17 protein-coding genes are annotated in these 20,448 nt (G+C 68.7%); 5 read left to right on the top strand and 12 right to left on the bottom strand.

Features of this window, described 5'->3' with window-relative positions; translation table 11 throughout:
• Positions 1-16: 16 nt before the first annotated feature.
• Both UAJ10_RS24225 and UAJ10_RS24220 read left to right on the top strand, forming a co-directional pair.
• Complete coding sequence (locus UAJ10_RS24225) at positions 17-241, top strand: antitoxin MazE-like protein (protein ID WP_322917816.1); 225 nt, start codon at positions 17-19, stop codon at positions 239-241.
• Positions 228-554 carry a type II toxin-antitoxin system PemK/MazF family toxin gene (locus UAJ10_RS24220; protein ID WP_322917815.1) on the top strand — a complete coding sequence of 109 codons (327 nt, stop codon included), beginning with the start codon at positions 228-230 and terminating at the stop codon, positions 552-554. The genes UAJ10_RS24225 and UAJ10_RS24220 overlap by 14 nt, the downstream gene beginning before the upstream one ends.
• A gap of 142 nt (positions 555-696) precedes the next feature.
• Here the strand turns inward: UAJ10_RS24220 and UAJ10_RS24215 are convergent, their stop codons facing one another.
• Together UAJ10_RS24215 and UAJ10_RS24210 are read right to left on the bottom strand one after the other, a co-directional pair.
• On the bottom strand, positions 697-3,318 hold the full coding sequence (locus UAJ10_RS24215) for a TonB-dependent receptor (protein WP_322917814.1): 2,622 nt from the start codon (positions 3,316-3,318) through the stop codon (positions 697-699).
• 331 nt (positions 3,319-3,649) lie between these two features.
• Positions 3,650-4,597 (bottom strand): NAD-dependent epimerase/dehydratase family protein, encoded by a 948-nt coding sequence (locus UAJ10_RS24210; protein WP_322917813.1) that lies wholly within the window; start codon positions 4,595-4,597, stop codon positions 3,650-3,652.
• Between the two features lie 309 nt (positions 4,598-4,906).
• Between UAJ10_RS24210 and UAJ10_RS24205 the strand changes: the two genes are divergently transcribed.
• Positions 4,907-5,545 carry a TetR/AcrR family transcriptional regulator gene (locus UAJ10_RS24205; protein ID WP_322917812.1) on the top strand — a complete coding sequence of 213 codons (639 nt, stop codon included), beginning with the start codon at positions 4,907-4,909 and terminating at the stop codon, positions 5,543-5,545.
• A 13-nt stretch (positions 5,546-5,558) separates the two neighbouring features.
• Here UAJ10_RS24205 and alkB read toward each other — a convergent pair whose 3' ends face one another.
• From alkB to UAJ10_RS24185, 4 genes are all read right to left on the bottom strand, one after another.
• Positions 5,559-6,209, bottom strand: a complete 651-nt coding sequence (alkB, locus tag UAJ10_RS24200; RefSeq protein WP_322917811.1) for a DNA oxidative demethylase AlkB — start codon at positions 6,207-6,209, stop codon at positions 5,559-5,561.
• Between the two features lie 3 nt (positions 6,210-6,212).
• On the bottom strand, positions 6,213-7,019 hold the full coding sequence (locus UAJ10_RS24195) for a DUF72 domain-containing protein (protein ID WP_322917810.1): 807 nt from the start codon (positions 7,017-7,019) through the stop codon (positions 6,213-6,215).
• A gap of 93 nt (positions 7,020-7,112) precedes the next feature.
• Positions 7,113-7,955, bottom strand: coding sequence for an S-formylglutathione hydrolase (fghA, locus tag UAJ10_RS24190; protein WP_322917809.1), 843 nt, complete (start codon positions 7,953-7,955; stop codon positions 7,113-7,115).
• A 197-nt stretch (positions 7,956-8,152) separates the two neighbouring features.
• Positions 8,153-9,262 carry an S-(hydroxymethyl)glutathione dehydrogenase/class III alcohol dehydrogenase gene (locus UAJ10_RS24185; RefSeq protein WP_322917808.1) on the bottom strand — a complete coding sequence of 370 codons (1,110 nt, stop codon included), beginning with the start codon at positions 9,260-9,262 and terminating at the stop codon, positions 8,153-8,155.
• A gap of 201 nt (positions 9,263-9,463) precedes the next feature.
• On the opposite strand from UAJ10_RS24185, the gene UAJ10_RS24180 reads away from it, so the two are divergent.
• Both UAJ10_RS24180 and UAJ10_RS24175 read left to right on the top strand, forming a co-directional pair.
• Positions 9,464-10,402: a LysR family transcriptional regulator gene (locus UAJ10_RS24180; protein ID WP_322917807.1), complete on the top strand. Its 939-nt coding sequence runs from the start codon at positions 9,464-9,466 to the stop codon at positions 10,400-10,402.
• A gap of 145 nt (positions 10,403-10,547) precedes the next feature.
• On the top strand, positions 10,548-11,495 hold the full coding sequence (locus UAJ10_RS24175; RefSeq protein WP_322917806.1) for a LysR family transcriptional regulator: 948 nt from the start codon (positions 10,548-10,550) through the stop codon (positions 11,493-11,495).
• Here the strand turns inward: UAJ10_RS24175 and UAJ10_RS24170 are convergent.
• From UAJ10_RS24170 to UAJ10_RS24145, 6 genes are all read right to left on the bottom strand, one after another.
• Positions 11,485-12,561: an ATP-binding protein gene (locus tag UAJ10_RS24170; RefSeq protein WP_322917805.1), complete on the bottom strand. Its 1,077-nt coding sequence runs from the start codon at positions 12,559-12,561 to the stop codon at positions 11,485-11,487. The genes UAJ10_RS24175 and UAJ10_RS24170 overlap by 11 nt on opposite strands.
• 1 nt (position 12,562) lies before the next feature.
• On the bottom strand, positions 12,563-13,252 hold the full coding sequence (locus tag UAJ10_RS24165) for a response regulator (RefSeq protein ID WP_322917804.1): 690 nt from the start codon (positions 13,250-13,252) through the stop codon (positions 12,563-12,565).
• A gap of 16 nt (positions 13,253-13,268) precedes the next feature.
• Positions 13,269-14,675: an efflux transporter outer membrane subunit gene (locus tag UAJ10_RS24160; protein ID WP_322917803.1), complete on the bottom strand. Its 1,407-nt coding sequence runs from the start codon at positions 14,673-14,675 to the stop codon at positions 13,269-13,271.
• A complete protein-coding gene (locus UAJ10_RS24155) occupies positions 14,675-17,821 on the bottom strand; it encodes an efflux RND transporter permease subunit (protein ID WP_322917802.1) in 3,147 nt (1,048 codons plus the stop codon). The genes UAJ10_RS24160 and UAJ10_RS24155 overlap by 1 nt, the downstream gene beginning before the upstream one ends.
• Positions 17,822-17,827: 6 nt before the next feature.
• Positions 17,828-19,015, bottom strand: coding sequence for an efflux RND transporter periplasmic adaptor subunit (locus tag UAJ10_RS24150; RefSeq protein ID WP_322917801.1), 1,188 nt, complete (start codon positions 19,013-19,015; stop codon positions 17,828-17,830).
• A 200-nt stretch (positions 19,016-19,215) separates the two neighbouring features.
• Positions 19,216-20,391: an MFS transporter gene (locus UAJ10_RS24145; RefSeq protein WP_322917800.1), complete on the bottom strand. Its 1,176-nt coding sequence runs from the start codon at positions 20,389-20,391 to the stop codon at positions 19,216-19,218.
• Positions 20,392-20,448: the final 57 nt, after the last annotated feature.

The following is a 20,448-nucleotide window of genomic DNA, read 5'->3' as shown; positions in this document are numbered from 1 at the left end:
CGCCCAGGAGGTTTCGATGACTCAGACTGCGGCACGGGTGCGGGCATTCCGGGAACGGCGCAAGGCCCTCGGACTGCGCGAGGTCCGCATCTTTATTCCAAACGCGCGCTCCACCACCGTACAGGCCCGCATCGCGGCCCAGGCCGCTCGCCTGGACCACGCCGACGAACAAGCCGCGATGGACTGGGTGGAAGCGGTTAGCGAATTCGATAACGAAGATCCAGACGATGCGGCGCGGTGACGTCGTGACCGTCGCCGCAAGCGGCGACTACGGCAAACAGCGTCCTGCTCTCGTCATCCAGACCGACGCCCTTCCCCTTAGCACGGAGTCCGTCGTGCTGGTCCAGTTCACGACCAGCCTGGTCGAGGCCGACTTCCGGGTGATGATCGAACCATCAGCGGAAAACGGATTGCGCGCGCCTTCCCAGGTGATGGCGGACAAGCCCGTCACCGTTCGCCGGGACAGGGTGGGCACCATCATCGGCCGGCTTTCCGGTGATCAAATGGCCAAGGTGACGGCCGCCCTGGCCTTCGTGATTGGCCTATCCGACTGACATCGTCATTCAGCCCCCCTGCACCCGCGCGAGCAAAAAAAGCCGGGGCGATGGCGCGCCCCGGCCGGGAGGGAGTAGAGAGAAATAAAAACTAGGGAAACATACTCATCAGGAACGAACAGGTACGCGAAACAACAGGCACTCAGTACTTGAACGTCACGTCGAAGGAGTAACGCTGGCCGTACTTCTCATAGCGGGCCAAGCGGTCCGGCATGTTGTCGAAGTAGAGGCGCAGCGGCTCGTTCGTCAGGTTGTTGACCTGGAAGCGGAAGCCGATGTTGTCGTTCAGCTGATAGGCGGCGCTGAAGTCCAGCGTGCTTTCCGCCTCCAGCGTCGTCAGCTGCGTCGCGTCCCAGCCGTAAATGGTGGTGAAGCGGCTGTGGTACTTGTAGCCCAAACGGGCCTCCACGCCGGCGTGGTTATACCACAGGTCCACCGTCGCGGTGTGCCGGGCCAAGCCGTTGGCCGCCAGCGGGTTGTTCACCGGCGCGTATTCGTGAACGTTGCTGTTCACATAGGCGTAGTTGGAATAGATGCCGAAGTTCTGCAACGGCTCCGGCAGGAAGAAGAACGGCGTCTGGAAGGTGAACTCGGCACCCCGGATGAAGCCGCCGCTGCCGTTGAACGGACTGATCATCTGGTAGGGAACGCCGTTGATGTCCTGGACGGCGGTCTTGTAGCCGACGTTGCTGTCCAGGTACTTGTAGTAGCCGGCGACGGCGACCAGCGCCTCGGGCCGGAAATACCATTCATAGGACAGGTCGATCTGCTTGGCCTTGTAGGGCTGCAGCTTGGGATTGCCGCCGCTGCCCGTGGGGGTGTTGCCGGTGGTGTCCAGGCTGCGGCTGGCGCGCAGCTCGTCCAGCGGTGGGCGGCTGATGGCCTGCGACAGGCCCAGGCGCAGGGTCTGGTCCGGCGCCACCTGGAAGTTCATGTTCAGGCTGGGCAGCGGCTCGGTATAGCTGTTGCCGACGCTGACCGGGGTGTAGGGCCCACCGTTGACCGACTGGAAGGCGCTGCTGTCGGTGTCCACGTGGATGACGCGCACGCCGACGTTGCCACTGACCGGCACGCCGAACAGGTCGGTGTCGTACCGCAGCTTGGCGTAGCCCTCCTGCGTCTTCTCGTTTACATGCCACTTCTGCGACAGGTCTTCCGTCGCCAGGCTGGGGTTCAGCCCGCCCAGGGTCTTGTTGACCAGGCTGTCGAAGTCGCCGTCCAGCAGCGCCGGCATGGTGTAGCCCGGCACGGTGAAGGTGCTGAGCATGCTGGACGGGATGGTGGTGCCGGTCGGGGTCTGCGTCCAGTTGTAGGCGCTGTACCACTTGGTGCGGTCGGCGATACGCAGGCCGAAGTCGACGGCCTTCAGCACACTGCTGTCCAGGTCCCGCGTCACGTCCAGGCGGCCGGCGCCCAGGCTGTCGCGCAGATGGTCGGGGCCGGTGTTGTTGCCCTGGGCCACCGACAGGTTGCTGTTGGCCAGCGGGTTGCCGACGACGGACAGGGTGGGCGTCACGCCGTCGCGGAAGTCGAAGGTGCTGTCCACCGGGTTGGTGCTGTCGATGTACAGCGCGTTCCAGACATTGTCACGGTTGGCGTAGCTGTAGGAGACGTCCCCCGTGACGGTCCACTTGTCGGCCGTCCACTTGACGTTGGTGCCGGTGTTGAAGACCGAGTTCTTCTGGTCGTAGCGGGCGATGACGTTGCGCAGGTAGTTGTAGCCGACGGTGCCGGCGGCCACGTCGCCGTTCTGCAGCGTGTAACTCTTGTACCAGGTGCCGGTACCGTCCCAGTTGCCCCAGTTCTGGAACCACTGCTGGTTCTGGTTCTCGACGATATGGAACTGGGAATAGAAGGCGTCGACCTTGATTTCCAGGTTGTCGGTGGGCCGCATCTGGAGGACGCCCAGGGCGCCCTTGCGCAGTTCGTCGATGCGCGTCACCTCGGTCTGGGCGCCCCAGGGGGTGGGGTCCTTGACGCCGTCGCCGTTCAGGTCGCCGGCATCGGCGCCGGAATTATAGCCCCAGCCCTGGATGGAGGCGTAGCCGTTCTTCTGCTGCTGCACCGTGCCGCCCAGCGCGAAGGCGACCTTGTCGTTGATCTTGCCGACGTAGGTGGCGCTGCCGCGATAGCCCACGGGGCTGTAGCTGGGCAGGTCGGCGGCGGCACCGTAGTAGACGGCGCCGAAGCGGCCGACGAACTGCGGCCCGGTATAATCCAGCGGCTGGATGGTCTGCAGGTTGACGGTGCCGGCGATGCCGCCCGCGATCAGGTCGGCGGACTGCGCCTTGTATACCTGTACGCCGGTCAGCAGTTCGGACGGGTACTGTTCATAACGGATGTTGCGGTCGGGCTCGCTGGAGGCCACCTCGCGGCCGTCCACGGTGCCGAAGGCCAGGCGCGGCCCCAGGCCACGGATGACCGCCTGGCTTTCGTTGCCGCGGTCGCGGGTGCCGTTCAGCCCGGGCAGACGCACCAGCGCCTCGGCGATGGTCACGTCGGGCAGCTGGCCGATGTCCTTGGCGGAGATGGCTTCCGACACCACGTCGGTGTTGCGCTTCTGGTCCAGGGCGTCGCGCAGGCTGGCGCGCAGGCCGGTGACGACGATCTCCTGCAAATCATCATTGGCGGAGGCTGCACTCTGCGCCTGGGCGGAGCCGGCGACCATGCCGGCGGCCACCGCGTACAAGGCGACCGCGCTGGCGCCGCCGCGCAGGCGAGCGGTGACCGGACGGAAATAGACTCTCTGGGCGTGCTTACGCATGTCCCTCCCCTTCGTGTTTCTTGTGGCGGGACCGCTTGGGGCGGCCCGCCTTTTATGGACGGGGATTCTCCCCGTCCCTCAGCCACGGCATCTTCTCCCGGGCCGCCGCGTCCCGCCCTGCGGGAGGCGGATACGGTCGGATGGGCGATCCCGTCGCTTGATATTTTTATCATATTAATCGTCTTATTCGACGTCAAGCGCTCCGTTACAGAAAAACGCCGTGCGGCGCTGTACGCTTGTTCAGAAGAAGAGGGGGTTAAGGCAAGGCGGCGCCTGCCGCGCGGGTGCCCTCAGGGCGGCGCGAGAGGCTTTGCGACGGAACGCGGCGGCTTTACAGGGTGGCCAGCGCGGACTCCACCAAGGCGTCCAGGGTGCCGTCATGACGGAAGCCCACAGCCTCGGCGGCTGGCGTCAACAGGGGCGGATGGGCGCCGAACGCCGCCTCCAATACCGCATCGGGGGCATGGACGACCAGGCCGGCGTCGGCCCCCGTATGGCGGGCGATCGCCGCGATCAGGTCCCCCATGGGGACGTGCAGGGCCGGCAGGGTGACGGCGCCGCCGGCGGGCAGGAGCGCGCTGTCGACACGGGCGGCGTGCAGCAAATTGTCGATGCAGCGGTCCAGCGACATCGCCCAGAGGGTGGCGGCGGGCGACACCGGGCAGGTATAGGGCCGCCCGGCCGCCAGGGCGTGGAACACATCGCTCATGAAGGCGGACTTCAGGCCGGTGGCGCCGCCAGGCCGCGCCAGGATGCCGGACAGGCGGATGGCCACCGGGTCGACCAGGCCCCGGCGGCGATAGTCGGCCAGCGCCACCTCCACCATCAGCTTGTGCGCGCCATAGGTCATGGCCGGCCGCAGGGGGGTGGCATCATCCACCAGCGCCGGCAGGGGATGGCCCAACACGGCGATGGTGCTGGTGTAGACCACGCGCGGCGGCGTCTGGTTTCCATGGGTGGCGGCCATCGCCTCGATCAGGTCTAGCGTGCCGTCCAGGTTCACCTTGCGCGACAGGTCGGGATCGCGGGCGGCGGCCCCGCCCGGCAGGGCCGCCAGGTGGAACAGCACGTCGGCGCCATCCGCCACCAGCCGGGCGCGCACCGCCGCGTCCGACAGGTCGCCCGCCACCCGCCTGACGCGGATGTCGTCAACCTGCGGCGGTTCCAGGTCGGCCAGCACCAGCCGCTCCACGCTCCGCCCGTCCAGGCCCTGGGCCAGCAGGCGCCGGGCCAGGTGGCGGCCGACGAAACCGCCGGCACCGGTCAGAATGATCCTCATGGGCGCACCCGCGTTTGCCTGGCTCTGTCGCCGGCCACGATAGCCGCGCCCCGCCCCATCCCATAAACGATAGGGTGGAGGCGTGGTATCGACGGCACCGAAGGGTCGCGCGGGAGAGGGCGCCGCCAGCGGCGGCCGCATGGTGTAGCGGCCGAACTAAGCGGCGCATGAAAGTGCACCGCGACAAAATATAAAGGCGAGTCCCTTACACTACAAAAAGTGTTAATGCCTCTGCCCGGGTGCGTTACGCTGCGCACACCTCTAGTAATGGGCCCCCTTCCGGGATGAGACGCGGACTTAGCTGACCAGATGGCCGAAAAGACACTGAAACCCGGCAATGACCTGATGAAACGGGTGCAACAGGCCTTCCTCACCTATGGGTACAGCGACCTCACCATGGTGGACCTGGCGGAGGCCTGCGGCTTCACCCGCCGGGCCCTGTACCACTATTTCAGCAACAAGGAAGACGCGTTCAAGGCCACCATGCGGCATGAGAACGCGGCCCTGATCCAGGCGGGGATGGAGGCCGGCGCCCGCGTGCGCCAGGCCGGCGGCAGCGCGCTGGACATCATCACCGAGATCATGGACGTGCGCTATGGCTACACCCGCCGCGTCCTGTCCAAATCCCCCCATATCATCGACCTGAACGCGGAGGCGTTCAAACGCGGCCGCGACCAGATGATCGAGGCCGCGATCAATTTCCAGGCGCAGCTGGAAAAGCTTCTGCGGGACTTGGAACAGGACGGTCTCTTGCGCCTGTCGCCGGAATTCACCCACGCCATGGCGGCGCAGGCCCTGGCCGATGGCGGCCGCGCCGTGAACCAGAGCCTGCCGCCCTTCCCCGCGGAGCACCTGACGGCCCGCTATCGCGCCATGTGCCGCGCCGTGCTGTTCGGCTGCGCCACGTTGCCTGAACCAAAGGCTGGGCCGGAACCCAAGGCGGGGTGAACCCCGGCGGGGCCTAAAGCGCGCGACGCAGCGTCAAATTGACGCGCCGCGCGCCCAGCAGCGGGTGGCTGCCCACCTTCAGCGGCAGGATGCCGTGATGGAACAGGCGGGACGGCCCGCCCCAGACCACGGCATCGCCATGGGTCAGCGCCAGCCGGCGCACGGCATCGGTGCGCTTCAACCCACCGAACTGGAAGGTCGCCGGCAGGCCCAGGGACAGCGAGACGATGGGGTGGCCCTTGTCCCGCTCATCCCGGTCCTGGTGCAGGGTTAGGCGCGCGCCGGGCTCATATTGGTTGATCAGGCAGGCGTCGGGGTCGAACCCGGCATAGCCGGCCTCCGCCGCCGCCGCGCGCGCCAGGTCGCGCACGATACCCGGCAGGGGCGGCCACGGCAGGCCGGTCAGCGGGTCATGCGCGGTGTAGCGGTAGCCGTCGCGATCGGTGACCCAGCCGGCGGGGCCGCAGTTGGTCATGGCCACCGACATCTCGAACCCGCCGGGCGTCACCATGCGGCGGAAGGGGGCCGCCGCCGTGACTTGCGCCACCGCCGCCAGCAGGCCGTCAATCCGGGGCAGCGCCCAGCCGCGCAGCAGCACGGCGCCGGGCCCGATCTCCTCCCGTGCCGGCGGGGATGGTTCCAGCCCGGCCAGCAGATCCATCATGAATTATCCCAGGCGCTCGATCAGGGCCATGGCGGCGGCGGGGTTGCGCACCTTATGGCCGCTGATGACATAGAGGTAGACGTCCTTGCCGCCCGATGCCCAGTCCTTGGCCTTCTTGGCCCAGGCGTCCAGGGCGGCATCGCTGTAGCCCTTCTCCTCCCCCTCCGTCGTGCCCATGATGCGGGCATAGGTGAAGGGGGCGGTGTCGACCTCGATCTCCGGATAGTCGCTGTCGGCGGCGTGGATGACGGCCACGCCGTGCCGGCGCGCCAGCTCCGCGAACTGCGGATCGCGGAAACTGTCGTGCCGCACCTCCACCGCGTGGCGCAGCGCCCGCCCCCGCGCCTCGACCGGCAGGGCCGCCAGGAAGGCGCCGAAGTCCTCCGCATCGAACTTCTTGGTCGGCATGAACTGCCAATTGATGGGCCCCAGCTTGTCCTTCAGCTCCAGCACGCCGCTGTCGATGAAGCGTTGCACCGAGTCCGCCGCCTCCGCCAGCACGCGGCGGTTGGTGGTGAAGCGCGGCCCCTTGAGGGAAAAGACGAAGTCGTCCGGCGTCTCGTCATGCCACTTGGCGAAGCTCTCGGGCTTTTGCGAGCCGTAATAGGTGCCGTTGATCTCGATGGAGCTCAGCTTGCGGCTGGCGTATTCCAGCTCCCGCTTCTGGGTCAGGCCATCGGGGTAGAAGGCGCCCCGCCAGGGCTCGTACGTCCAACCGCCGATGCCCACCCGGATACGGCCCTGCTTCGCCATCGCTTCCTCCCCTTGTCCATCGCCATAGCCGACGTCGCATAGCGCGCCGCGTGTCATCCGCCCTCCCGTTTCCCAACACGGAAACGGGAGGCCCCGCCATAGGTGGGGCACGCCCGGGAAACGTCAACGGTGATGGAAGATGGAACGTGCTCAGGCCTTCAGCCGTTCCGCGTGCCATTCCAGATGGTCACGCATGAAGGTGGAGATGAAGAAGTAGGAATGGTCGTACCCCTCCTGCAGCCGCAGGGTCAGGGGAATGCCGGCATCGGCGCAGGCCTGGCGCAGCAGCTCCGGCCGCAGCTGGCTTTCCAGGAAGCTGTCGGCCGTGCCCTGGTCCACCAGCAGGTCGGGCACCCGCGCGCCATCCTGGATCAGGGCCACGGTGTCATGCCGGCGCCAGGCGGCCGGGTCGTCGCCCAGATAGCCCGGCAGCGCCTTCTGGCCCCAGGGCACCTGGGTGGGCGCCACGATGGGCGCGAAGGCGGAGACGGACTTGAAGCGACCCGGGTGGCGCAAAGCCACGGTCAGGGCCCCGTGACCGCCCATGGAATGACCGGTGATGCCTTGGGCGGCCATGTCGACGGGGAAGTGGGCGGCCACCACGTCCGGCAGTTCCTTGGTCACATAGGACCACATGCGGAAATGCGGCGTCCACGGCGCCTGCGTGGCGTCGACGTAGAAGCCCGCCCCCTGCCCCATGTCCCAGGCGCTGTCATCGGCCACGCCCTCGCCCCGTGGACTGGTGTCAGGGCAGACGATGACGAGGCCCAGCTCGGCCGCCGCCTGGCGGAACTCTCCCTTGTCGGTGACGTTGGCGTGGGTGCAGGTCAGGCCCGACAGGTACCAGACCACGGGCAGCTTGGCACCCTTCTCCGCCTGCGGGGGCAGGAAGACGCTGAACACCATGGGCGTGCCGGTCTCGGCCGAGGCGTGGCGGTAGACGCCCTGGGTCCCGCCGTGGCTGCGGCTGGTGGATACGGTCTCAAGGGTCATGGGGGGTGCCTCCAGACAAGGGACGGCCGGGGAGGAATACCGGGCGCGGCGGCCGCGCCCGGGTCTCACAGACCTCAATCCACGGGATGTGAACCGTCAGTTCCTATCCCGTGGACGCCGGCGACCGCCAGCGCGGGCCGATCAGGCCCGTAAGCCAAGGGCGCGGGTGCGCCCGCCCGGCGTTTGAGGAACAAGGATCAGTACACCACCACCGAGCGGATGGACTCGCCGGCGTGCATGAGGTCGAAGCCCTTGTTGATCTCGTCCAGGCTCAGGGTGTGGGTGATCATGGGGTCGATCTGGATCTTCCCGTTCATGTACCAGTCGACGATCTTGGGCACGTCGGTGCGGCCCTTGGCGCCGCCGAAGGCCGACCCCTTCCACACCCGGCCCGTGACCAGCTGGAAGGGACGGGTGGAGATCTCCTTGCCCGCCTCGGCCACGCCGATGACGACGGAGACGCCCCAGCCGCGATGGCAGGCCTCCAGCGCCTGGCGCATCACCAGGGTGTTGCCGGTGCAGTCGAAGGTGTAGTCGGCGCCGCCATCGGTCAGGGCCACCAGGTGCTGGACGATGTCGCCCTCCACCTTCTTCGGGTTCACGAAGTGGGTCATGCCGAAGCGGCGGCCCCATTCCTCCTTGCTGTCGTTGATGTCGACGCCGACGATCTTGTCGGCGCCCACCAGCCTGGCGCCCTGGATGACGTTCAGGCCGATGCCGCCCAGGCCGAAGACGATGACGTTGGCGCCGGGCTCCACCTTCGCCGTCTTCACCACGGCGCCCACGCCGGTGGTGACGCCGCAGCCGATGTAGCAAGAGGTGTTGAAGGGCGCGTCCTCCCGGATCTTGGCCAGGGCGATCTCCGGCAGCACCGTGAAGTTCGAGAAGGTGGAGCAGCCCATGTAATGGAAAATGGGCTGGCCCTTGTAGCTGAAGCGGCTGGTGCCGTCGGGCATCAGGCCCTTGCCCTGGGTGGCGCGGATGGCGGTGCACAGGTTGGTCTTGCCCGAGAGGCAGGATTTGCACTGGCGGCATTCCGGCGTGTACAGCGGGATGACGTGGTCGCCCGGCTTCACGCTGGTGACGCCCGGCCCCACCTCGCGCACGATGCCGGCGCCCTCATGGCCCAGGATGGAGGGGAACAGGCCCTCGCTGTCCAGGCCGTCCAGCGTGTAGGCGTCGGTGTGGCAGATGCCTGTGGCCATGATCTCGACCAGGACCTCGCCCGTCTTCGGACCCTCCAGGTCCACTTCCACGATCTCCAGGGGCTTCTTCGCCTCGAACGCCACGGCGGCACGGGTCTTCATGGGTGCGTTTCCTATCTGGTGCAGGATTGATGCCGGCGCCTTCCCCCTCCAGACTAGGGGAAACCGGGCCGAGAGCCGCCACCTTACGCCAAGGCGGGCGCCCCCGTCCGCGCGACTATAGTATCGATTTTCCTGGCAATGCCCGCCGCCGCTCGGCAAATCATTGTTGCTGACAGGCAATAATCCAAGGGCGCCTTTGCGATGGCACGCTGGGACGGCATCGATGAGTTCATCGCCGTGGGTGAGACGGAAAGTTTCTCGCGCGCGGCCCGGCGGCTGGGCATCTCCACCTCCCACGTCAGCCGGGCGGTAGCGCGGCTGGAGGATCGCTTGCAGGTGCGCCTGCTGTACCGCACCACCCGGCACGTCAGCCTGACCGACGCCGGCAGCACCTTCCTGGAGCGCTGCCGCCGCCTGGTGGATGAGCGCGAGGACATGTACGCCGCCGTCAGCGAGCAGGATGGCGCGCCCAAGGGCCACCTGCGTCTCACCTGCTCCATCGCTTACGGGGAGCGCTACATCGTCCCCCTGGTCAACCGCTTCGCCGCCAGCCATCCGCAGCTGGCGGTAACCATAGACCTCAGCAACCGCGTGGTGGATCTGGTGGGTGAAGGCTTCGACTTGGCGGTGCGCACCGGTAACCTGCACGACAGCCGCCTGATCGCGACCCGCCTGGCCTCGCGCACCCGCCACCTGTGCGCAGCCCCCGGTTACATCGACCGCCACGGCACGCCGCGGAGCCTGGAGGATCTGGCCCGCCACCATTGCCTGGTGGGCACGACGGACGTCTGGCAGTTCAGCGTCGACGGCAGGGAGGTGGACATCCGTCCCCAGGGCAACTGGCGCTGCAACAGTGGCTTCGCCGTGGTCGACGCCGCCCTGCAGGGCCTGGGCATCTGCCAGTTGCCGGACTTTTATGTCACAGCCCATCTGGCGGAGGGGCGGCTGGTGCCCCTGCTGGACCATCTGCGTCCGCCGGACGAGGGGGTGTGGGCGGTCTATCCGCACCGCCGCCACCTGTCGCCCAAAGTCAGCCTGCTGATCGAGTATCTGCGCACGCGGCTGGAGGATGCGCCGGCCGCGTCGTCGCCCAATGCCGGCCGCGATGGCGGCGCCTCGCATCGCTATGGAATTACTTGAACGCAGCCCGACCATACGGGGCCCCCGACCACGCGGGTCCATGCCGGGGGGCGCGGGCCACCCTGGCCGTTCTAAGTCGGGCGGTCTCGCGCTATGAAAGGGGGCCCGGGCGACCGGGGTTCCCCCTTCCGGTCCCGGACGCCCCATGCTGATCGACAACCTGACCGACATCACCATCTTCATCCGCGTCGTTGCCACCGGCAGCCTGTCGGCGGCGGCGCGGGAGCTGGACCTGTCCCTGGCGGTGGTGTCCAAGCGCCTGGCGCGGTTGGAGGAACGGCTGGGCGTGCGCCTGGCCAACCGCACCACCCGACGCTTCAGCCTGACCGACGAGGGGCTAGAGTTCCATGAGCGCTGCGTGCGCATCGTGGCCGACCTGGAGGAGGCGCAGGACCTGGTGGCCAGCCGTCGCCGCGCCGCCACGGGCCTGCTGCGGGTGACGGCCACCGCCGCCTTCGCCCGCCGCCACATCGCCCCCCGCCTGCCCCGCTTCCACGCCCAGTATCCCGACGTGCGGGTGCAGGTGCTGGTGACCGACACGGTGGTGGACCTGGTGGAAGGCGGCATCGACGTCGCCATCCGCCAGGCGGCCCTGCCTGACAGCAGCCTGATGGTGCGCTGGCTGGCGCCCAACTACCGCATCCCCTGCGCCGCCCCCGGCTACATCGCCCGGCATGGGGAGCCGGCGACGCCGCAGGACCTGCTGCGCCACCACTGCATCGTCATGGGCGACCCGCCCATGTCCACCTGGCGCTTCGACTGCCGCGAGGCGGACGGCGAACCGGTGGCGGTGGAAATCCGCCCCCTGATCCAGACCAACGACGGCGAGGTGGGCCACGCCGCGGCCTTGGCCGGGTCTGGCATCGTGCTGAAATCCATCTGGGACATCTGCGACGACCTGGCGACCGGCCGCCTCAAGGGCCTGCTGCCCGGCTACCACTCCCCCGCCCCGGCCATCCAGGCCGTCTACCCCGCCGGCCGCCATCCCGCCGCCAAGCTGCGCGCCTTCCTGGACTTCCTGTCGGCGGAACTGAAGGCCGATCCCTGCTGGGCAACCGCCAACCGGCCGGCGCGCGACACCGTCACGGCCTGAGCGGCAGCCGGATCTCGAACGCCACACCCTGGGGCGCCACCGGTTCGGCCCGCACGTCGCCGCCGTGGGCGCGGGCGATGGCCTGGACGACGGCCAGGCCCAGGCCGGTGCCGCCGCTGATGCGGGCGCGGGACTCGTCGGCGCGCCAGAAGGGATCGAAGGCGTGGGTTTCCATGCCCGGCGGCAGGCCGGGCCCCTCGTCCGCCACCCGCAGGACGACGCTTCCGCCCTCGGCTTTCGTCTCCACCCGCACCCGGCCGGGGGCGGCGTAGCGGCGGGCGTTTTCCAACAGGGCCAGCAGCGCCTGGCGCACACGGGCGCCGTCGGCCGAGACCTCCACCCCCGCCAGATCCGTTTCGATGGCCAGGCCGGCGGCGGCGCAGGTGGGGCCCACCAGGGCCACGACGGCGGCCGCCTCCGCCGCCACGTCCACCTGCTCGCGCCGCAGCTCCAGCCGCCCGCTCTGCGCCAGGGTCAGCAGCTTCAGGTCGTCGACGATGCGGGTCAGCAGGTCCACCTGGCCCACCAGGCCGCGGAAGGCCTCCATATCTGGGGTGAACACGCCGTCGGCGTAACCTTGCAGGCGGCCGCGCAGGATGGTCAGGGGCGTGCGCAGCTCATGCGCGATGGCCACGTTCCAGGTGCGCATCTCGATGGCCGCCCGTTCTAGCTGGGCCGCCATGGCGTTGAAGTCCTGGACCAGCTGCTTGGTCTCGCGGAAGCCGCTCTCGTCCACCTGGGCACGCGCCGTCAGGTCGCCGCCGGCGATGCGCTTGGCGGCCCCGGCCACGGCGTCCAGCGGGGCGATCAGCCGGCGGGCGAAGCGCACCGCCGCCCGCGCCGCCATGGCGACACCCACCATGCCCAGCAGCGCCGTGACCGACCAGTCCATGACATGCTGCCAGATGCCGGGCGGATGGTGGAACAGGTCCGGCCACAGGCGGAACATGACGGTGAAGAAGATGGTGAGGCCCACGGTCATGATGACCAGGGCCAGGCCGGTGACGGCGGCCATGGACAGCACCAGCTGCCGGTTCAGGCCGGTGATGCGCCGGAAGCGCCACATCTTAGAGGGCCGGTCCCAGGCGATAGCCCACGCCGCGCACCCCTTCCATGAAGCCGCCGGCGCCGGCGGCCTGCAGCTTGCGCCGGATGTTGCTGGCGTGGCTGTCGATGGTGCGTTCCAGCGTGTCGCCCTCGGGCAGGCAGGCGTCGATCAGTTCCCCCCGGGTGAAGGCGCGGGTGGGGGCCCGCATCATGTGGGCCAGGATGCGGAATTCCGTCAGCGTCAGGTCCAGCCGGTTGCGCTTCCCCTCCGTGGTCACCACCGCCATATGGGCGGTCAGGTCCAGTTCCAGCCCACCCAGGCGCAGCAGGGTCTGCCCCTCGGTGGAGCGGGTGCGGCGCAGGACGGCCTTGACCCGCGCCACCACCTCCAGCGGGTTGAAGGGCTTCACGATGTAGTCGTCGGCGCCGATGCGCAGGGCCTGCAGCTTGTCCAGATCCTCGCTCAACGCCGTCACCATGATGACGGGGGTGTCACCGCGCCGGCGCAGTTCGGCCAGCACCTCATACCCGTCCACCCGGGGCATCTTCACGTCCAGGATGACCAGGTCGGGCGGCAGGGCGCGGTGCAGGTCCAGCGCCACCTGGCCGTTGATGGCGGTGACGGTGCGCAGACCCTCCCGTTCCAGATAGCCCTGCAGGATGCTGGCGATCTCCGGCTCGTCCTCGGCAATCAGCACCAGGGAACTCATGATCCCCGTCCCCTTCCTATTTCACCCCGCCCCCCAGCACCTGGTACAGCGTGACCAGGTTACCGGCGTCCGTCAGTTGCACCGACACCAGGGTCTGCTGCGCGGAATAGAGGGTGCGCTGGGCGTCCAGGGCGTTCAGATAGCTGTCCGCCCCCTGCTTGTAACGGGCCTGCGACAAGTCGTAGCTGGTCTGGGCGCTGCGCACCTTGGCCTGCTGGGCGTCCAGCTGATCGGCGATGGTGCCGCGGCGGGCCAGGGCGTTCGCCACCTCCTTGAACGCGGTCTGGATGGTCTTCTCATAGGTGGCCACCGCCGCCTGCCGCGTGGCCTTGGCATAGTCCAGGTTGGCCTGGTTGGCGCCGTTGTCGAAGATGGGCACCGAGACCGAGGGCGTGAAGCTCAGCGATTGCGACTGGGCCTGGAACAGGTTGCCGAAGGCCTTGCTGGCGAAGCCCGCCGCCGTCGTCAGGCTGACGGTGGGGAAGAAGGCGGCGCGGGCGGCGCCGATGTTGGCGTTGGCCGACTTCAGGCTGTGTTCCGCCGACAGCACGTCCGGCCGGTTCAGCAGCACGTCGCTGCTCATCCCCGCCGGCAGGGCCGCCAGGGTGAAGGTGCGGCCCTCGATGCCGTCCGGCAGGCGGGCGGGGTCCACCGGCGCGCCGGTCAGCGTCTCCAGCGCGTTCAGGTCCTGCGCCACCAGGGTGGTGTAATTGGCGACGTCCGCCCGCGCCGTCTGGTAGATGGTATCGGCCTCCGCCGCGTCCAGCCGGGTGGCGACGCCGTTGCTGAGGCGCTTGCGCGTCACGTCGGCGGAATGCTGGGCGCTGTCCATGGTCTGTTGCGCGATGCGCAGCAGGCTCTTGTCGGCGGCGTAGGTGATGTAGGCGGTGGCGACCTCGGAAATCAGGCTGATGCGGGTGGCCCGCGCCGTCTCCTCCTCCGCCAGGTAGGTTTCCAGGTCCGCCCGCGTCAGGCTGGCGACGCGGCCGAACAGGTCGGCCTCGAAGGCGCTGACGCCGATGCCGGCGGACAGGGACTTGGTCTCCTGCCGGTTGGACCCGGCCCCGGTGCGGCTGTAGCCGCCGCTGGCCGAGGCGTCCACCGTCGGCAGCCGCGCCGCGTCCTGCACCTGGTACTTGGCCCGGGCGGCCAGCACGTTCTGCACCGCCACCCGCAGGTCGCGATTGTTGTCCAGCGCCTGGCCGACGACGGCGCGCAGGTCGGCGTCGACGAAGAAGTCCTGCCAGCCCGTCTCCGCCACCGGCGCCGCGGCGGCGGGCGGCGGGGCATAGGCGGCCCCCTGCGGCCAGGCGGCTGGCACCGGGGCCGACGGGCGCTGGTAGTCCGGGTCCAGCGAGATGCAGCCGGCCAGCAGGCCCAGGGCCAGAAGGGAGGTCGTGCTCCGCATCAACCAGCGCGTCATCACACGCCCTCCGACGTCAGGTCGTCTTTGGCGCCACCATGCTTGGCGGCCAGGTCGCCGCCGAACAGCTTGCGCACCAGGACGTAGAACAGGGGCACGAAGAAGATGGCCAGCACGGTGGCGGAGATGACGCCGCCGACCACGCCGGTGCCGATGTCGTTCTGGCTGCCGGCCCCCGCGCCCGTGGCCAGGGCCAGCGGCAGCACGCCCGCCACGAAGGCCAGCGATGTCATCAGGATGGGCCGCAGGCGCAGGCGCGCGCCCTCGATGGCGGCCTGCACCGTGGGCACGCCGCGCTTCTCCGCCGCCTCCGCGAACTCCACGATCAGGATGGCGTTCTTGGCGGACAGGCCGATGGTGGTCAGCAGGCCCACCTGGAAATAGATGTCGTTGCTGAGGCCCCGCAGGGTGGCCGCCGTGACGGCGCCCAGGACGCCCAGCGGGATGACCAGCAGCACCGACACCGGGATGGACCAGCTTTCATACAGGGCGGCCAGGCAGAGGAAGACCACCAGGATGGACAGGGCGTACAGCATGGGCGCCTGGCCGCTGGACAGCCGTTCCTGGTAGGACAGGCCGGTCCACGACAGGCTGGTGCCCGGCGGCAGCTGGGCCGCCAGCTTTTCCATGGTGTTCATGGCATCGCCAGAGCTGGTCTCGCCGGCGGCGGCGCCCTGGATTTCCAGGGCGGCCAGGCCGTTGAAGCGCTGCAGCTGCGGCGGGCCCATCTCCCAGCGCGCCTGGGCGAAGGCGGTGAAGGGCGCCATGGTGCCGTTGGACCCCGTGACGTACCAGGCCCCCAGATCCTCGGGCGCCGAGCGGTAGGGCGCGTCGCCCTGGACGTAGACGCGCTTCACGCGGCCGCGGTCGATGAAGTCGTTGACGTAATTCGCCCCCCAGGCGCCGCTGAGCGTGCTGGTGATGTCGCCGATGGATAGACCCAGCGCGGTCGCCTTGGCATGGTCGATGTCGATCTTCAGCTGCGGCGTGTCATCCAGGCCGTTGGGACGGACGGCCTGCAGGGTCTTTTCCTGCGCCGCCAGGCCCAGCAGCTGGTTGCGGGCGCCCATCAGGCCGGCATGACCCAGGGTGCCGTTGTCCTGCAGCCACATGTCGAAGCCGTTGGACTGCCCCAGGCCCTGGATGGACGGCGGGATGAGGGAGAAGATCTGCGCGTCGCGGATGCTGGACAGGCTTTTCGTGGCGCGGGCGGCGATGGCCTGGGCCCGGTGCTCCGCCCCCGGCCGGTCGCTCCAGTCCTTCAGCGCCAGGAAGGCCATGCCGGCGTTCTGGCCCGATCCCGCGAAGCTGAAGCCCGCCACGGTGAACAGGGCGCGCACCGTGCCGCTCTCATTCTCCATGAAGTACTTTTCGATGGCGCGGGACACCTGGTCGGTGCGGGCGTAGGTGGCGCCCACGGGCAAGGTGTACTGCACCATGACGCTGCCCTGGTCCTCATCGGGCAGGAAGCTGGTGGGCAGGCGCACGAACAGCAGGGCCATGGCGCCGACGATGACGCCGTAGGCCAGCATGAACAGCGCGGGGCGGCCGACGATGCCGCCCAGGCGGCGGGCGTAGCCCTCCTGCCCCCGGTCGAAATTGCGGTTGAACCAGCCGGCCAGGCCCTTGGTATGGGCGTGGCCGTTGGCCTTCAGCAGCGTGGCGCACAGGGCCGGCGACAGCACCAGGGCCACCACCACCGACAGGGCCATGGCCGACACGATGGTGATGGAGAACTGGCGGTAGATCACGCCGACGGACCCGCCGAAGAAGGCCATGGGCAGGAACACGGCCGACAGCACCATGGCGATGCCCACCAGGGCGCCGGTGATCTCGGTCATGGACTTCGCGGTGGCCTCATAGGCCGACAGCTTGTCCTCGCGCATGATGCGCTCGACGTTCTCCACCACGACGATGGCGTCGTCCACCAGCAGGCCGATGGCCAGCACCATGGCGAACAGGGTCAGGGTGTTGATGGAGTAGCCGGCCGCCGACAGCACGCCGAAGGTGCCCAGCAGCACCACGGGCACGGCGATGGCCGGGACCAGCACGGCGCGCCAGCTTTGCAGGAAGACGAACATCACGATGACCACCAGGATGATGGCCTCGATCAGGGTCTTGATCACCTCGTGGATGGACAGCTTCACGAAGGCGGTGCTGTCGCGGGGATAGGCGATCTTGTAACCGGCGGGGAAGTTGTGGGCCATCGCCTCCACCTTGGCCTTCACGGCGGCGGCGGTCTTCATGGCGTTGGCGCCGGAGGCCAGCTGCAGGGCCATGCCCGAGGCCGGGTGGCCGTTCAGCCGGGTGCTGACGCTGTAGTCCTCGTTGCCCAGTTCCACCCGCGCCACGTCGCTGAGGTGCACGGTGGCGCCGTTGGTCAGCGTCTTGACGATGATCTTGCGGAACTGGTCCGGCGTCTGCAGCCGCGACATGGCGGTGACGGTGGCGTTCAGCTGCTGGGTGTCGGCGGAGGGCCGAGCACCGATCTCACCCGCCGTCACCTGGGTGTTCTGCGCCTGGATGGCGTTTTCGATGTCCGACGGCATCAGGCCGTAGCTGTGCAGCTTGTGCGGGTCCAGCCAGATGCGCATGGCGTACTGCGAACCGAAGACGCGGGTGGTGCCCACGCCGTTCACACGGCTCAGCGGATCCTGCAGGTTGCTGACCAGGAAGTCGGCCACGTCGGCGCTGGTGGCCTTGTCCGTCTCGTCATAGACGGAGACCACCATCAGGAAGTCGGTCTGCGCCTTGGCGACGGTGATGCCCTGCTGCTGCACCTGGGTCGGAAGGCGGCTGGTGGCCTGGGACACCTTGTTCTGCACCTGCACCTGGGCCACGTCGGGGTTGGTGCCCTGCTCGAACGTGACGCTGATGCTGGCGCTGCCGTTGGAACTGCTGCTGGAGCTGAAGTACAGCAGGTGGTCGATGCCGGTCAGCTGCTGTTCCAGCACCTGCACCACGCTGCTTTCCACCGCCTCGGCCGACGCGCCGGGGTAGGAAGCGCTGATGGAGACCGACGGCGGCGCGATGTCGGGATATTGCGAGATCGGCAAGGTGAAGATGGCCAGCACGCCGAACAGCATGATGACGATGGCGATGACCCAGGCGAAGATGGGCCGGTCGATGAAGTAGCGTGCGAACATGGCGGCTTATTTCCCGTTGCCGGGGGCGGGCACGCCGCCAGTGGGTGCGTCGCCGGCGGGGGCCGCCTTGGCAGACAGGGTCACCTCCACCGGCGTCACCGTCTGGCCGGCCTTGACCTTCAGCGAGCCCTCGACGATCAGACGGTCGCCGTCCTTCAGGCCGTCGGTCACCAGCCACTTGTCGCCCACCGTGCGGTCCACGGTCAGCGACCGTTGCTCCACCTTGTTGTCGGCCGTCACCACCAGGGCGATGGGCTCGCTCTTGGGGTTGCGCGACACGCCCTGCTGCGGCGCCAGGATGGCGTCGGGCATCACCCCCTGCTCCACCATGGTGCGGACGTACATGCCGGGCAGCAGCATCTCCTGCGGGTTGGGGAACATGGCGCGCAGGGTCACGGCACCGGACTCCTGGTCCACCGACACCTCGGCGAACTTCAGCGTGCCGGGCGTGGCGTAGGCGGTGCCGTCCTCCAGCTTCAGGGTCACAGCCGCGTCGGCCTTGCCCAGACCGCCGGAGACCAGGCGCCGCTTCAGCGACGTCATCTCCATGCTGGACTGGGTGATGTCGACGTAGATGGGGTCCAGCTGGGTGATGGTGGCCAGCGCCGTCGTCTGGTCCGCCGTCACCAGCGCGCCCTCGGTGATGCTGGACCGGCCGATGCGGCCGCTGATGGGGGCGGTGATGCGGGTGTAGTCCAGGTTGACCTTGGCGGCCTTCACCGCCGCCTTGTCGGCGATGATGGTGGCCTGCCCCTGCTGGTAGGCGGCGCGGGCGTCGTCGTAATCCTGCTTGCTGACGCCCTCGACCTTCACCAGCTCGCCATAGCGCTCGGCCTTGGATTTCAGGCTGATCAGGTTGGCCTCGGCGTTGGCCAGGGTGCCCTGGGCCTGCTCGTAGGCGGCCTCATAGGGCGCCGGGTCGATCTGGTACAGCAGTTGGCCCGCCTGGACCATGGCGCCTTCCTCGAACAGGCGCTTCTGGATGATGCCGGCCACCTGGGGCCGCACGTCGGAGACGCGATAGGCGCTGGTGCGGCCGGCTAGCTCCGCGCGCAGCGGCACCGCCTGGGTGTGCAGGACGACGTAGCCAACCTGTTGCGGCGGCGGGGCCGCCTGTTCCTGCTTTTTCCCGCACGCCGTCAGGGCCAAAAGGGCGCTGCCCACCAGGGCCGCAAAACTCAATCGCTTCAACATCTCGGGCGTCATCCTGACGGTTACGGCGGCCATGTCCGGTCACTACCCCCGGTTGCTACACGCTCCCAGGGAACCGAAGCAAGATAGCAAAGTGGCCGATGGTTCCGAGAGGGGTTATCCGAGTTTTGTGGAGAATGGGTGGAGGGCCGGTCCAGACCGCGTTGGACCAGCCCTGTTCACGCCACCAGCCAGGGGCCGGCTCAGCAAGACGCCGCCGCCTCCAGGCTGGTCGCCGCCCGCCGGTCCTGGACCCAGCCCAGCAAGGCCAGCAGCAGGCCGCCGGCCGCAACGGCGGCCCCGGCGTAGGCCACCGCCTCATAGCCCAGGCCGCCGTCGATCACCAGGCCACCCAGGAAGGCGCCGCCGGCGTTGCCCAGGTTGAAGGCGCCGATGTTGAGGGATGCCGCGAGGTTGGGGGCGTCGCCGGCCTTTTCCAGCACCCGCATCTGCAAGGGCGGCACGGTGGCGAAGGCGGCCATGCCCCAGACGAACAGGGTGGCGATGGCGGCGACCGGGTTGTGCATGGTGAGGGAGAAGCCGGCCAGGATCAGGCCCAGCAGGGCCAGCACGCCCACCAGGGCGGGCATCAGGGCCCGGTCGGCCAGCTTGCCGCCCAGCACGTTGCCCAGGGTCAGCCCCAGGCCGAAGACCAGCAGGGCGCTGGTGACGCCGGTGGGCGACAGGCCGGCGGCATGCTCCAGGATGGGGGTGATGTAGGTGAAGACCACGAAGACGCCGCCGAAGCCCAACACCGTGGTGGCCAGGGCCACCAGCACGGCCGGCCGTTTCAGCACCGCGACCTCCCGCCCCAGGCTGCCCTGTTCCGAGGCGGCCACCGGGGGCACCAGCGCGGCCACCGCCAGCGCCGCCGCCAGGCCCAGCCCGGCCACGGCCCAGAAGGTGGCGCGCCAGCCGAAATGCTGGCCGACCAGGGTGCCGAGCGGCACGCCCAGGATGTTGGCCAGGGTCAGGCCGGTGAACATCAGGGCGATGGCGCTGGCCCGCCGTTCCGCCGGCACCAGGCTGGCCGCGACGACGGAACCGATGCCGAAGAAGGACCCGTGGGTGAAGCTGGCGACGATACGCGCCACCATCAGCATGGTGTAGCTGGTGGACACCGCCGCCATCGCGTTGCCCACGATGAACAGGGCCATGAGGCCGACCAGCAGCGTTTTGCGCGGCAGCCGGCCGGTGGTCAGGGTCAGGATGGGGGCGCCCACCACCACGCCCAGGGCGTAGCCGGAGATGAGCAGGCCCGCCATGGGGATGGAGACGCCGAGGTCCACCGCCACGTCGGGCAGCAGACCCATGATGACGAATTCCGTGGTGCCGATGGCGAAGGCCGCGGCGGCCAGGGCGAAGAGGGGAAGCGGCATGGGAAAGCACTCCGGCCTAATAAAAGGCCGCAGGGGAAAGATCCCGTCGGCGGCCTA

The sequence above is a fragment of the Nitrospirillum guaranorum genome, from assembly GCF_034653275.1.
Taxonomy (GTDB): Bacteria; Pseudomonadota; Alphaproteobacteria; order Azospirillales; family Azospirillaceae; genus Nitrospirillum.
This window is presented reverse-complemented; position numbering and strand designations above follow the sequence as displayed.